Raw genomic sequence first — 12788 nt, forward strand, 5'->3', positions numbered from 1 at the left:
CGGGCGCACAATGCCGGCATGACCACGCGCACCCTCTCCCCGCTTGACCGCCTGCTGGCGGATGCCCAGAACGCACTGGAAACCGTTGCCGGACGGCCGCGTGCCGAGCGCCGCAACCCCGGCGCGGACCACGCCGAGGTGGTGCTGGACGAGCCCGAGCGCCGCCACGCGGCGGGACTGATGCGCATCAACCATGTCGGCGAGGTCTGCGCGCAGGCGTTGTATGTCGGGCAGGCGACGGTGGCCCGCGACGCCGCCACGCGCGCGCACCTGCTCGAGGCGGCTCAGGAGGAAACCGATCACCTTGCCTGGTGCGACGACCGGCTGCGCGAACTCGACAGCCGGCCCAGCCTGTTCAACCCGCTGTGGTATGCGGGCAGCTACGCCATCGGCCTGCTGGCCGGGCTGCGCGGCGACGGCTGGAACCTCGGCTTCGTGGTCGAAACCGAGCGCCAGGTCGAGGCGCATCTCGAAGAGCACCTGCGCACCCTGCCCGAGGCCGACCTGCGCAGCCGCGCGATCCTCGAGGTCATGAAGGCCGACGAGGCCCGCCACGCCGATAACGCCGAAGCCGCCGGCGCGCGCCTGCTGCCGCAGCCGATCCCGACCTTGATGGCCGTGGCGTCGAAGCTCATGAAGACCGTCGCTTACCGGATCTGACCGCCGGCTTGCGTCAGGCCGAAACCACCTTCAGCCCGACCACGCCGCCCACGATGAGGGCGATGCACGCCAGGCGCGCAGGCGATGCGCTTTCGCCCAGCGCCAGGATGCCGATCGTCACCACGCCCACGGCGCCGATGCCGGTCCAGATGGCATAGGCCGTGCCCACCGGGATGACCTTCAGCGCCTGGGTCAACAGCCACAGGCTGATCGCGGCGGTGGTCACCGTCCAGACGCTGGGCCACAGGCGGGTGAAGCCTTCGGTGTACTTGAGGCCGATCGCGAAGCCGATCTCGAACAGGCCGGCGAGCAGCAGGTGGATCCAGGCCATCGCGGCGGTTCCTCGTCACTCCACCAGGTTGCGGCCGTGGAAGAGCTCCTCGATCTCGCGCTTGAGCAGCGCCTCGATCTTCATGCGCTCCTTGAACGACAGGTTGCGCGCCTTCTCCTCGAACAGGTACTGGTCGAGGTCGAAGTCCTTCAGGTGCATCTTGGTGTGGAAGATGTTTTCCTGGTAGACGTTGACGTCGAACATCTCGTAGCGCGACTTGACGTTCTTGGCCAGGTAATCCTGGATCGAGTTGATCTTGTGGTCGATGAAGTGCTTCTTGCCCTTGATGTCGCGGGTGAAGCCGCGCACGCGGTAGTCGGCGATGACGATGTCCGACTCGAAGCTCTCGATCAGGTAGTTCAGCGCCTTCAGCGGCGAGATCACGCCGCACGTGGCCACGTCAATGTCGGCGCGGAAGGTCGCGATGCCCGCCTGCGGGTGCGTCTCGGGATAGGTGTGGACGGTGATGTGGCTCTTGTCCAGGTGCGCGACCACGGCGTCGGAGATCACGCCCTTGGCGGCCGCCTTGTCGATCACCGGCTGCTCCGAGATCAGGATCGTCACCGACGCGCCCTGCGGGTCGTAGTCCTGGCGGGCGATGTTGAGGATGTTGGCGCCGATGATCTCGGCGACGTCGGTCAGGATCTGGGTGAGCCTGTCGGCGTTGTATTCCTCATCGATGTACTCGATGTAGCGCTGCCTCTCTTCTTCGGACACCGCGTAGCAGACGTCGTAGATGTTGAAGGAAAGCGCCTTGGTGAGGTTGTTGAACCCCTGGAGCTTCAGGCGGGGGAGCGGCTTGACCACGGCATCGGATCCAGGTTCGGCGGAAAGTGCGCGATTATGCGGCATCGCGCCCCGGGGGGCGACCCGCAGCCGGCTTGGGGCCGCATATCGGGGCACAACGGGTTTGCCCGCGGGGGTCGAACGGCCTACTCTCCCTGAATCCCCCGTTCACCCTGCCCATGAATACAAGCCCTGTGGCCATCCTCAGTACCTATAGACGCCCCCTGCATCCACTCATGCCGTCGCCGGCGACGATCGAACGTTTCCTGGCGCACTGCCACCGCCGCCGCTATCCGCCGCGCACCGAGGTGTTCCGCCCGGGCGACCAGGCCGGCACCATGTATTACGTCATCAACGGCTCGGTCAGCATCATCACCGAGGAGGACGATGGTCGCGAACTGATCCTCGGCTACTTCGGGGCGGGCGAGTTCGTCGGCGAGATGGGCCTGTTCATCGAATCCGACGTGCGCGAGGTGATCCTGCGCACCCGCACGCAGACCGAACTCGCCGAGATCAGCTACGAGCGCCTGTACCAGCTGTTCGAGGGATCGCTGTCCGGAGATGCCACGCAGATCATGTATTCGATCGGCGCGCAGCTGTCGCGGCGCCTGCTCGACACCAGCCGCAAGGCCGGGCGCCTCGCCTTCCTCGACGTCACCGATCGCATCGTGCGCACGCTGCACGACCTGACGAAGGAGCCCGAGGCGATGAGCCATCCCGACGGCACCCAGCTGCGCGTCTCTCGCCAGGAGCTCGCCCGCCTGGTCGGCTGCTCGCGCGAGATGGCCGGCCGCGTGCTGAAGAAGCTGCAGATCGACGGCAAGCTGCACGCCCGCGGCAAGACCGTCGTGCTGTACGGCACGCGCTGAGCCCCGCGTGCCGGCGCATTTCGAATCCCGCGGCACCCTGCCGGAGGCCGACCTGCGCAGCGCGTCGTCGATCGACGCCGACGACGTCGCCGCCCTGCTCTGCGAGATGGGCTACCCCTGCGACCGCGCCGATGCCGCCAGGCGCATCGCCGCGATCGTCGGCGACGACCGCCAGGCGCTGGTGGTCGCGCGCTGCGGCGGCGTGGTCTGCGGCCTGGTGGCGCTCGACTTCATGTATTACCTGCCGCTGGACACCATCACCTGCCGGATCACCGCGCTGGTGGTGACCGCCGGCGCGCAGGGCCGCGGCCTGGGCCGCCAGCTGCTGCGCGAAGCCGAGCGCCGCGCACGCGCCGCCGGGGCCGCGCGCATCGAACTCAGCAGCGGGTCGCAGCGCAGTGACGCGCACGCGTTCTACCAGGCCTGCGGCTTCGGCGACGGCACGGTGCGCTTCGTCAAACGCCTCGGCGACGCTTGATCCAAGGCGGCGCCCGTCACCGCCGCCCCGCTATCCTGAGCCCCTGAACCACGCGCCTGGCGCGACGGGAGGTGCATGGACCTGCTGGGCGCAGATTTCGCGATGTTCGTGGCCATCGGCCTGTGCGCGCAGCTGGTCGATGGCGCGCTGGGCATGGCCTACGGGCTGGTGTCGTCCTCGATCCTGCTGGCGATGGGCATGCCGCCGGCGGCGGTCAGCGCCAGCGTGCATACCGCCGAAGTGTTCACCACCGGGGTCTCCGGCGCCGCGCACGGCGCGATGGGCAATGTCGACCGCAAGCTGATGCTGCGCCTGGCGGTGCCGGGCGTGGTGGGCGGGGTGATCGGCGCCTACGCGCTCAGCCGCATCGACGGCGACGCGATCAAGCCATGGATCCACGGCTACCTGCTGGTGCTGGCGCTGCTGATCCTGCTGCGCGCCGGCGGGCGCCTGGTGCCGCGCAGCCGCGTGAAGCGCGTCGGCGTGCTCGGCTTCTTCGCCGGCCTGTTCGACGCCATCGGCGGCGGTGGCTGGGGGCCGATCGCCACCTCCACCCTGCTTGCGCGCGGTGGCGAGGCGCGGACCAGCATCGGCACCGTCAGCGCCTCGGAGTTCATGGTCACCCTGGCGATCTCGGTGACGTTCCTGCTGTCCATCGGCCTGGAACACTGGAAGATCACCCTTGGCCTGCTGATCGGCGGGGTGGTCGCCGCACCGGTCTCGGCGCTGATGGTGCGCCACGTGCGCGAGCGCCTGGTGCTGTTCGCCGTCGGCGGGCTGGTGCTGGCGATCAGCGGCTTCCAGATCTACCGCGCGCTGTTCGTCGCCTGAGCCGGCACCGGATCACCCGCGCGGTCCGGGCAACCCCAGTTGAGGATCGGCGTGCCGGCCGGCAGTTCGCGCCGGAACAGCGCCACCGCGCCGGGCTTGGGATTGACCACCACCGGCGAGCGCGCGGCGCGCAGCAGCGGCAGGTCCGCACTGGAGTCGGAATAGGCGATGGCGATGTCGCCCCATCCACGCTCGCGCAGCATGCGCATCTTTTCCTCGTTGTGGCAGTGGCGCACCGCGACCACCGCGCCAAAGCGCGGCCCGGCGAGCGTGCCGACCACCGGCACGTCCTCGTGGGCCACGAACGCGAGGATGGCGCGCGCCAGTTCCGGCGGCGCGCCGGTCGCCACCACCACGCGGTCACCGCGTTCGCGATGCGCCTGCATCACCGCCAGCGCCACCGGCAGCAGCTTGGCGCGGATGGCTTCGACGTGCCCGTCGACGTAGGTGTCGATCAGGTCATCGAGGTCGCGACGGCGATGGAAGCCGACCGTGCCGGCCCAGACGAACGCCGAGATGCCGACGCGGCGGGTCGGCAGGAACGCCACCATCGGCGCGAACACCGGCGCCATCACCAGCGCCAGCGCCGTGCGCCAGGGACTGCGGCGGATCAGCCAGGCGAACAGGTGGCTGCCGGAGTCGCCGTCGTACAGGGTGTGGTCGAAGTCGAACACCACCAGCGGCGCGTCCGCGCGCGGCACGCCGCGCGCCGTGTCCGGTTGGTCGACGCTGCTCATGCCGCGAACAGCGCGCGCAGCGCCTCGCCCGGGTCGTCTGCGCGCATGAACGCCTCGCCGACCAGGAACGCCTCGACGCCCGCCGCGCGCAGCCGCGAAACATCGGCCGTGGTCATGATGCCGCTCTCCGACACCAGCCGCCGGCCCGCGGGCACGCTGCCGGCCAGCGCCTCGCTGGTGTCCAGCGACACCTCGAAGCTGCGCAGGTCGCGGTTGTTGACCCCGAGCAGCGGCGCGCGGCCGTCGACTGCGGGCAGCCGCAGCGCGCGCGCGAACTCGTCGGCGTCGTGCACCTCGGCCAGCACGTCCATGCCCAGCGACAACGCCTGCGCGCTGAGCGCGGCGAGCAGCGCGTCGTCGAGCGCGGCGACGATCAACAGCACGCAATCGGCACCGAGCACGCGTGCCTCGTCGACCTGGTACGCATCGACGATGAAGTCCTTGCGCAACACCGGCAGGCTGCAGGCGTCGCGCGCGGCCTGCAGGTAGGCATCGGCGCCCTGAAAGAAGTCGATGTCGGTGAGCACCGACAGGCAGGCGGCGCCGCCGGCTTCGTAGCTGCGCGCGATCGCCGCGGGATCGAAGTCGGCGCGGATCACGCCTTTCGACGGGCTGGCCTTCTTGACCTCGGCGATCACCGCGGAACGGCCCGAGGCGGCGACGCGCTCGATGGCCGCCGCGAAGCCGCGCACCGGGGGCGCGTCGGCGAGGCGCGCGGCGAGCGCTTCGCGCGGCACGCGGGCGCTGCGCTCGGCGACTTCCTCCACCTTGCGCGCGAGGATGCGTCGCAGCACATCCTGGCGGGGTTCGTTCATGGCATGTCGTCCTCTCTCGGGGGCAGCGGCTGGCCGGCCCGCCAGCCCTGCGCGTGCAGCGCGTCGAGCAGGTGGACCACGCAGGCACGCGCGGAAAGTTCATGCACCGGCAGCGCGAGCAGGTCACCGGCACGCGCCCATTCGAGCGGTCGGCGCGCGGCCTCGACCTCGTCGAGACGGGTCTCGATTGCGTCCGTGCCGACGCCCGAAGCAATCAGCGTGGCACGCATGATACCGGCCACCTCGCCCGCGGTACGGCCGCGCTCGTAGCCGCCGATGTCCTTCAGCACCACCAGCTCCGGGCGGTAGGCCGCCGCGGTGGCGGCCACCGCGCGCAGGTCGGCATCCTCGCGGTTGCCGGCGTGGCCGAGGATCATCGCCAGGCGACCGGTGCGCCGGTCCGCGCCGATCGCGCGCAGGAAGCCGTGCAGGCCCTCGGGGTTGTGCGCGTAGTCGACGAACACATCGAGCGTGTCGAAGCGCCAATGCTGCAGGCGCCCGGGGTTGTCGCCGCTGCCGGCACCGAAGCGCGCCAGCGCGGACGCGATCGTCGCCGGCGGCACGCCCATGGCCGACGCCGCGAGGCTCGCGGCGGCAATGTTGGCAACGTTGTAGGTGGCGCGGCCGCCCAGCGCCAGCGGCATGTCGGCCACCGCGCCGAGATCGTGGTTTCGGCCCCGCCAGTGCAGCTGCAGGCGACCGGCGTGCACGCCGCAGGTCGCGCCGCCGCGGGCGCGATGCGCCACCAGCCATGGCGCCTCCGCATCCAGCGCGAACCAGCCCAGTGGCCGGCTGCTGTCGGCGCCGAGCTCGCGCAGCAGCGCATCGTCGGCGTTGAGCACCAGCAGGCCGTCATCGGCCACGGCACGCGCCACGGTGAGCTTGACCCGCGCGAGGTCGGCCAGTCCGTGCACGCCGTACTCGCCGAAGTGGTCCTCGCTGACATTGGTCACTACCGCCGCACGTACGCGCTCCACGGCCAGGCCGCGGCGCAGCAGGCCGCCGCGCGCGGTTTCCAGCACCGCGGCCTCGGCCCGAGGCTGGCGCAGCGCGGTGCGCGCGCCGGTCGGGCCGGAGTAGTCGCCGGACTCCAGTTCCACGCCGTCGAAGAACACGCCATCGGTGCAGCTGTGCGCGGTCGACCAGCCATGCGCGCGCGCCATCGCCGCCACCAGGCGCACCGTGGTGGTCTTGCCGTTGGAGCCGGTGACCAGCGCGCAGGGAATGTCGTGCAACGCGGCCCAGTCGACTGCATCCGCCGACGGCAGCGCGTGCACCGGCCAGGTCGCCGCGCCACTGCCCGCGCCCACCGTGGCTTCGTCGTCGTCGGACAGGAACGGCAGACCGCGCGCGTGCGCCGCGGCACGCAGCGCCACAAGCCGTGGATTGGCCTCGGCCGCGGCCACCGCGCGCAGGGTGTGCAGCGCGCCGTCTGCATCGCGATGCGACGCGTGCCCCGGCGCCATGGCCTCGTCGCCCGCCTGGCCGCCGGTGGACGCCCCCGCGGCGGACCACGCCCACTCGTTGACCTCGGTGGCGGCATACAGCTGGTCGAACGGCGCCTCGAACGCGAGCGAGGCGCCGCTGGCATGCGGACGCGCCAGCACCGCGCCAGCGGGCCAGCCGAGCGCCACGCGCGCGGCGGCGATGTTGCCGGCCCAGCGCGCGAGCGGCGCGGCATCCACCGCGGGCCCGGTCACCGTTTCCAGCGCGGCGCCGGGGCCGGCGAAATAGACATTCGCACCGGTCAGCCGGCGCGAGTCCTCAAATGCGTCCACCACGTCAGTGCCCGCCTGCGCTCATCGTCAGTCGCTCTCTTCACGCTCGAATACCAGGCCGCGTTCGTCGCGCACCACGCCGTCCATCGCCGCGACCGTCGCCGCGTCGTGCTCGGACTCCGACAGCGTCGGCGGCTCGACGCGCACCGGGGCAGGCGGTGCCTCGCCATCGGCGCGGAACTTGGTGATCTGCTTCCAGGTGCGGGTCAGCGCGTCGGCCAGCACCAGCACCAGGTCGCCGGGGCGGCCCATGCGCAGCGCGGCATCCACGGCGGCCTGCTCGTCGGGGATCACGCTGATCATGGCGTCGCCCACGCCGGCGGCGCGCAACGCGTCCGCGATGATGCGCGGCACCTCGTCGCCGTCGCGGCCGCGCAGGCCGTCGTCGCGGCGCACGATGTAGTGGTCGAACTTGCCGGCCACGCTGCCGGCGATCGCCACCAGGTCCTCGTCGCGGCGGTCGCCCGGCCCGGCGACGACCACGATCCGGCGCCCGGCCACGTCAAGCCGCTGCGCCAGCCCGGCCATCATCGCCACCGCGTGGGCGTTGTGCGCGTAGTCCATCACCACCTTGAAAGGATGCTCCTCGAACACGTTCATGCGCCCCGGCGCCTGGAAGAACGTGGAGTCGAAGGTGCGCAGGCCCTGGCGGATGGCATCGAGCTTGATGCCGAGCGCATAGGCCATGGCCGCGGCGAACATCGCGTTCTGCACGTTGTGCAGCGCGCGGCCCTCGAGCGTCGCCGGTATGAGGTGCGTCCACATCAGCGGCAGGTGCGCGCCCTTGTCGTACAGCGTGACCATCTGCCCGTTGACGCCGGCTTCCAGCGCGCAGGCGCGGCCACCGGCGCGGATGTGCTCGCGGACCAGCGCATGCGAGGGATTCATGGTCACGTAGCAGATGCTGCGCGCATCGGTGTACGCCGACATGCGCAGCACCTGCGGGTCGTCGGCGTTGAGCACCGCGCATTCGCGTGCCACCTCCACCACCACGCGCTTGACCTCGGCGAGCTGTTCCAGCGTATCGATGCCCTTCAGGCCGAGGTGGTCGGCGGCGACGTTGAGCACCGCGCCCACGTCGATGTGGCGCACGCCCATGCCGGCGCGCAGCAGCCCGCCGCGCGCGGTCTCCAGCACCGCCATGTCGATCTGCGGGTCGCGCAGCACCATGCGCGCCGAGGTCGGCCCGGTCATGTCGCCCTCCACGGTGCGCTGGCCGTCGATGTACACGCCGTCGGTGGTGGTGAGCCCGGGCGTGAAACCGGCCATCTTGGTGATGTGCGCCAGCATGCGCGCGGTGGTGGTCTTGCCGTTGGTGCCGGTGATGGCCGCGATCGGCACGCGCGTCGATGCACCGGACGGGAACAGCATGTCGATCACGCGCCCGGCCGGATCGCGCGGCGTGCCCTCGCTGGGCGCCACGTGCATGCGGAATCCGGGTGCGGCGTTGACCTCGCAGATCGCGCCGCCGATGGTGCGGTAGCTCTCGTTGATGTTGGGCGTGATGAAATCCACGCCGCCGACGTCCAGCCCGATCGCACGCACCGCGCGCTCGGCCATGTCGCGGTTGTCTGGATGGATGGTGTCGGTGACGTCGGTGGCGGTGCCGCCGGTGGACAGGTTGGCGGTGGCGCGCAGGTACACCACCTCGCCTTCGGCGGGCACCGAGTCCGCGGCCATGCCCACGCGCTCCATCATCAGTGCCGCCGCGTCGTCGAGCTCGAGCCGCGTCAGCACCTTCTCGTGGCCCACGCCGCGGCGCGGATCCTGGTTCACCACCTCCACCAGCTCGGCGATGGTGCTGCGCCCGTCGCCCACCACATGGCCGGGCGTGCGCCGGGTGGCGGCGACGAGTTCGCCGTCGACGACCAGCAGGCGGTGGTCGTCGCCAGGCTGGAAGGTCTCCACGATCACCGAGCGCGAATGCTCGCGCGCGGCGTTGAACGCGACGCGGATGGCGTCGTCGCCGCGCACGTCGATGGTGATGCCGCGGCCGTGATTGCCGTTCCACGGCTTCAGCACCACCGGACCACCCAGCCGGTTGGCCGCCTTGATGGCGTCGGTCTGGCTGTTGGCCATGATCTGACGCGGCACCGGCAGGCCCAGCGCGCCGAGGATCTTGTTGGTTTCTTCCTTGTCGCCGGCGAGCTCCACGGCGATGTGCGAGGTGCGCCCGGTGACCGTGGCCTGGATGCGCTGCTGGTACTTGCCGTGGCCGAACTGCACCAGCGACTGCTCGTTGAGGCGCATCCAGGGGATATCGCGCTCCTCGGCGGCACGCACCAGGGATGCGGTCGAGGGACCCAGCTGGCGTCGCTGTGCGTAGCGGATGAACGCGGTCAGCGCCTCCTCCCATTCCCAGCCATCGGGCACGCTGCCCGGCGTGCGCAGTGCCTCGGGCAGCAGCGATTCCAGCAGCTTCAGCGCGAGCTCGCCGGCGGCGATGCCCTCTTCGCGCTGCGCGTACTCGTACACCACCGAGTAGACGCCCGGGCGGTCCTCATCGATGCCGCGGGTCTTGCCGAACGTGACATCTTCGCCGGCGACGTTCTGCAGCTCGATCGCGACGTGCTCCAGCACGTGGCCGAGCCAGGTGCCCTGGCCTTCGCGCAACCGGCGCAGGAAGCCGCCGGGTTCGCGGTACGAACAGCCGTGTTCGGCCAGCCCCGGCAACGCGGCGACCAGTCCGTCGATGAAGCCGGCACCCAGGCGCGCGGTGGGCCACTGCTCCAGCAGGCCCAGGTCGAGCTCGAGGCGGATCACCGGGAAGTGCGCGTACAGCGATGGACCGACGTAGACGGAACGGTTCAGGACGCGCATGTGGTTCCCTTCAAGGTGGCGTTTGGATCAATCGTGGGTGTCGGCCAATGTACCGGGCGACGCGCGGCGCGTGTGCAGGTTGTAGGTGGCGCCCGCCACCAGGATGTGTACGGTGAGGCCGAGCAGGCACACCGGATCATCCTGGCCGGCTTCGGCCATCGACGAGAACTGCAGGCCGCTGGCATCCACCACGGTGATCGAACCGCTGCCCTCGACCTCGAGCGTGTTGTCGGGTGCGATGAACGCCGCGGTGTCCTCGTCGAGCCCGATGCCGATCGCGAACGGGTTGTAGGCCTGCGCCGCCACCAGCCGGCCGAGGCGGTCGCGCTCGCGGAAGTGCTGGTCGATGATGAAGCGGTTGGTCAGGCCGAGGCCCGGCGCCAGCCGCACGCTGCTGGCGCGCGGCGACGACCCTTCCTTGCCGAACGCGATCATGTGCTCGCTGAGGATGCTGGCGCCGGCGCTGGTGCCGCCGACATGCACGCCGCTGGCATTGCGTTCGCGGATCAGCTTGGCCGCCGCGGTGCCGCCGAGGATGGTCGACAGGCGCAGCTGGTTGCCGCCGGTGATGAACACCCCGGTGGCGTCCTCCAGCTGCCGCAGGTAGGCGTCACGCCCGCCGTCCTCGCGCGAGGCGAACGGCACCGAGCGCGCGCGTCCGGCCTCGAGCCGGTTGAACAGGTCCTCGTAGCGCGGCCCGGTGTCGGCCAGGCGGCTGGCGGTGGGGATGATGGCGATGTCGGCATCGCGGCCGCCACACAGCTCCACGAAGCGCTTGAGGATCCTGCGCCCGGTTTCCTTGTCCTCGGCACCGCCGATGGGAACGATCCAGCCACGCTCTTCGCCGTCGGCGACCTTGCTAGGACACATGCAGCACACACTCCCGGCCAGGCGCCCCCGGCGCCATGGCGATGTTCAATGGATGGCATCACGCGGATGCCACGAAGGCTTGAAAATAGCACGCAGGCCGCGCCGCCGGCCCCGCGCGCGCCGGTGTCAGGGCGTCGCGGCGGCGATGGCGGCGGTGGCGGACGCGAATTCGCGCAGCTTGGCCAGCGCCGCGCCCGAGGCAATGGTGGCGCGCGCCAGCACCACGCCCTCGGCGATCGATGCGGCGACCCCGGCGACATACAGCGCAGCACCCGCGTTCAGCGCCACGATGCTGCCGGGGAGCCCGTCGGCGTTGCCGATCGCGTCCAGCACCATGTCACGCGACGCCGCCGCGCCATCGACGCGCAGGTTGCGGCTGGCGGCCATGGCGATGCCGAAATCCTCGGGATGGATCTCGTACTCGCGCACCTGGCCGTCGCGCAGTTCGCCGACCAGGGTCCCGGCGCCCAGCGAGATCTCGTCCATGCCGTCGCGGCCCCAGACCACCAGCGCGCGCTCGGCGCCCAGCTCCTGCAGCACGCGCACCTGGATGCCGACAAGGTCAGGATGGAACACGCCCATCAAAATGTTGGGCGCGCCAGCGGGGTTGGTCAGCGGCCCGAGGATGTTGAACAGCGTGCGCACGCCCATCTCGCGGCGCACCGGGGCCACCACCTTCATCGCAGGGTGGTAGGCCGGTGCGTACATGAAACCGATGCCGGTGCGCGCGATCGATTCCGCCACCCCCGCCGGCGGCAGCTCGATGGTGACGCCCAGGGCTTCGAACGCATCGGCGCTGCCCGAGGTGGAGGACACGCTGCGCCCGCCGTGCTTGGCGACCTTGCCGCCTGCCGCGGCGATCACGAAGCTCGACGCTGTGGAGATGTTGAAGGTGTTGGCGCCGTCGCCGCCGGTGCCGACGATGTCGACCAGGTGGCGACGGTCGGCCACGTCCACCTTCAGCGCCAGCTCGCGCATCGCGCGCGCCGCGCCGGTGATCTCGCCCACCGTTTCCTTCTTCACCCGCAGGCCGACGATGATCGCCGCGGTCATCAGCGGCGACACGTCGCCGCGCATCACCTGGCGCATGAGGTCGACCATCTCGTCTTCGAAGATCTCGCGGTGCTCGATGGTCCGTTGCAGGGCCTCGTGGGGGGTGATGGACATCGTGTGCTTCAAACCTGTTCGAGGAAGTTGCGCAGCAGCGCGTGGCCGTGCTGGCTGAGGATCGATTCGGGATGGAACTGCACGCCCTGCACCGGGTGCTCGCGGTGCCGGAGGCCCATGATCTCCTCGCGGCCGCCATCGGCGTCGTCGGTCCAGGCGGTGACTTCCAGGCAGTCCGGCAGGCTGTGCTGCTCGACCACCAGTGAATGGTAGCGGGTAGCCTCGTAGCCATCCGGCAGGCTGCTGAAGACGCCAGCGCCGGTGTGGCGGATCGGCGAGGTCTTGCCGTGCATGATCCGCTTGGCGCGCACCACGCGACCGCCATAGGCCTGGCCGATGGCCTGGTGGCCGAGGCACACGCCCAGGATCGGGATGCGCGGGCCGAGCTGCTCGATCACCGCCAGGCAGATGCCGGCCTGGTCGGGCGCGCAGGGTCCTGGCGACAGCACGATGTGCTCCGGCGCCATGCGCGCGATGGCGTCGACATCGAGCGCATCGTTGCGCTCCACGCGCACCTCGGCACCCAGCACCTGCAGGTATTGCACGAGGTTGAAGGTGAAGCTGTCGTAGTTGTCGATCATCAGCAGCATGGCTGCATCCGTGCCGGCGAATCGGTCATTTTCACCCAAACCGCGCGTTCGCGCCG

13 protein-coding genes are annotated in these 12788 nt (G+C 70.6%); 4 read left to right on the forward strand and 9 right to left on the reverse strand.

Features of this window, described 5'->3' with window-relative positions:
• Nucleotides 1–18 precede the first annotated feature (18 nt).
• Nucleotides 19–660: a 2-polyprenyl-3-methyl-6-methoxy-1,4-benzoquinone monooxygenase gene (gene coq7 / locus H5368_RS07580; protein ID WP_182822929.1), complete on the forward strand. Its 642-nt coding sequence runs from the start codon at nt 19–21 to the stop codon at nt 658–660.
• 13 nt (nt 661–673) lie between these two features.
• Here coq7 and sugE read toward each other — a convergent pair whose 3' ends face one another.
• Complete coding sequence (gene sugE, locus H5368_RS07585) at nt 674–991, reverse strand: quaternary ammonium compound efflux SMR transporter SugE (RefSeq protein WP_182822931.1); 318 nt, start codon at nt 989–991, stop codon at nt 674–676.
• Between the two features lie 15 nt (nt 992–1006).
• Nucleotides 1007–1798 (reverse strand): adenosylmethionine decarboxylase, encoded by a 792-nt coding sequence (gene speD, locus H5368_RS07590; protein WP_182822933.1) that lies wholly within the window; start codon nt 1796–1798, stop codon nt 1007–1009.
• 215 nt (nt 1799–2013) lie between these two features.
• Here speD and crp point away from each other — a divergent pair, with 215 nt between their 5' ends.
• From crp to H5368_RS07605, 3 genes are all read left to right on the forward strand, one after another.
• A complete protein-coding gene (gene crp / locus H5368_RS07595) occupies nt 2014–2646 on the forward strand; it encodes a cAMP-activated global transcriptional regulator CRP (RefSeq protein ID WP_223878048.1) in 633 nt (210 codons plus the stop codon).
• Nucleotides 2647–2653: 7 nt separating this feature from the next.
• Nucleotides 2654–3124 carry a GNAT family N-acetyltransferase gene (locus H5368_RS07600; RefSeq protein WP_182822936.1) on the forward strand — a complete coding sequence of 157 codons (471 nt, stop codon included), beginning with the start codon at nt 2654–2656 and terminating at the stop codon, nt 3122–3124.
• A gap of 75 nt (nt 3125–3199) precedes the next feature.
• A complete protein-coding gene (locus H5368_RS07605) occupies nt 3200–3955 on the forward strand; it encodes a sulfite exporter TauE/SafE family protein (RefSeq protein WP_182822938.1) in 756 nt (251 codons plus the stop codon).
• Here H5368_RS07605 and H5368_RS07610 read toward each other — a convergent pair.
• The 7 genes from H5368_RS07610 to H5368_RS07640 form a co-directional block, all read right to left on the reverse strand.
• Nucleotides 3931–4692, reverse strand: a complete 762-nt coding sequence (locus H5368_RS07610; RefSeq protein ID WP_182822940.1) for a haloacid dehalogenase-like hydrolase — start codon at nt 4690–4692, stop codon at nt 3931–3933. The two genes, H5368_RS07605 and H5368_RS07610, sit on opposite strands and share 25 nt — an antisense overlap.
• Entirely contained in the window at nt 4689–5507 is an 819-nt protein-coding gene (gene trpC / locus H5368_RS07615) for an indole-3-glycerol phosphate synthase TrpC (protein WP_182822942.1), read from the reverse strand. Before trpC ends, H5368_RS07610 begins: the two co-directional genes overlap by 4 nt.
• Nucleotides 5504–7285 (reverse strand): Mur ligase family protein, encoded by a 1782-nt coding sequence (locus H5368_RS07620; RefSeq protein ID WP_343203891.1) that lies wholly within the window; start codon nt 7283–7285, stop codon nt 5504–5506. Before H5368_RS07620 ends, trpC begins: the two co-directional genes overlap by 4 nt.
• Nucleotides 7286–7312: 27 nt before the next feature.
• Nucleotides 7313–10105: a cyanophycin synthetase gene (cphA, locus tag H5368_RS07625; protein ID WP_182822946.1), complete on the reverse strand. Its 2793-nt coding sequence runs from the start codon at nt 10103–10105 to the stop codon at nt 7313–7315.
• 27 nt (nt 10106–10132) lie between these two features.
• Nucleotides 10133–10975: a cyanophycinase gene (locus tag H5368_RS07630; RefSeq protein ID WP_182822948.1), complete on the reverse strand. Its 843-nt coding sequence runs from the start codon at nt 10973–10975 to the stop codon at nt 10133–10135.
• A gap of 126 nt (nt 10976–11101) precedes the next feature.
• Complete coding sequence (gene trpD / locus H5368_RS07635) at nt 11102–12142, reverse strand: anthranilate phosphoribosyltransferase (protein ID WP_182822950.1); 1041 nt, start codon at nt 12140–12142, stop codon at nt 11102–11104.
• Nucleotides 12143–12150: 8 nt separating this feature from the next.
• Nucleotides 12151–12732: an aminodeoxychorismate/anthranilate synthase component II gene (locus H5368_RS07640; RefSeq protein ID WP_182822952.1), complete on the reverse strand. Its 582-nt coding sequence runs from the start codon at nt 12730–12732 to the stop codon at nt 12151–12153.
• Nucleotides 12733–12788 lie beyond the last annotated feature (56 nt).

The organism is Luteimonas sp. MC1782 (assembly GCF_014164605.1).
Classification (GTDB): Bacteria; Pseudomonadota; Gammaproteobacteria; order Xanthomonadales; family Xanthomonadaceae; genus Luteimonas.

Coding starts and splice junctions, on each gene's coding strand:
- coq7 (WP_182822929.1), top strand. CDS start 19: ATGACCACGCGCACCCTCTCCCCGCTTGACCGCCTGCTGGCGGATGCC.
- sugE (WP_182822931.1), bottom strand. CDS start 991: ATGGCCTGGATCCACCTGCTGCTCGCCGGCCTGTTCGAGATCGGCTTC.
- crp (WP_223878048.1), top strand. CDS start 2,014: ATGCCGTCGCCGGCGACGATCGAACGTTTCCTGGCGCACTGCCACCGC.
- H5368_RS07605 (WP_182822938.1), top strand. CDS start 3,200: ATGGACCTGCTGGGCGCAGATTTCGCGATGTTCGTGGCCATCGGCCTG.
- H5368_RS07610 (WP_182822940.1), bottom strand. CDS start 4,692: ATGAGCAGCGTCGACCAACCGGACACGGCGCGCGGCGTGCCGCGCGCG.
- trpC (WP_182822942.1), bottom strand. CDS start 5,507: ATGAACGAACCCCGCCAGGATGTGCTGCGACGCATCCTCGCGCGCAAG.
- cphA (WP_182822946.1), bottom strand. CDS start 10,105: ATGCGCGTCCTGAACCGTTCCGTCTACGTCGGTCCATCGCTGTACGCG.
- H5368_RS07630 (WP_182822948.1), bottom strand. CDS start 10,975: ATGTGTCCTAGCAAGGTCGCCGACGGCGAAGAGCGTGGCTGGATCGTT.
- trpD (WP_182822950.1), bottom strand. CDS start 12,142: ATGTCCATCACCCCCCACGAGGCCCTGCAACGGACCATCGAGCACCGC.
- H5368_RS07640 (WP_182822952.1), bottom strand. CDS start 12,732: ATGCTGCTGATGATCGACAACTACGACAGCTTCACCTTCAACCTCGTG.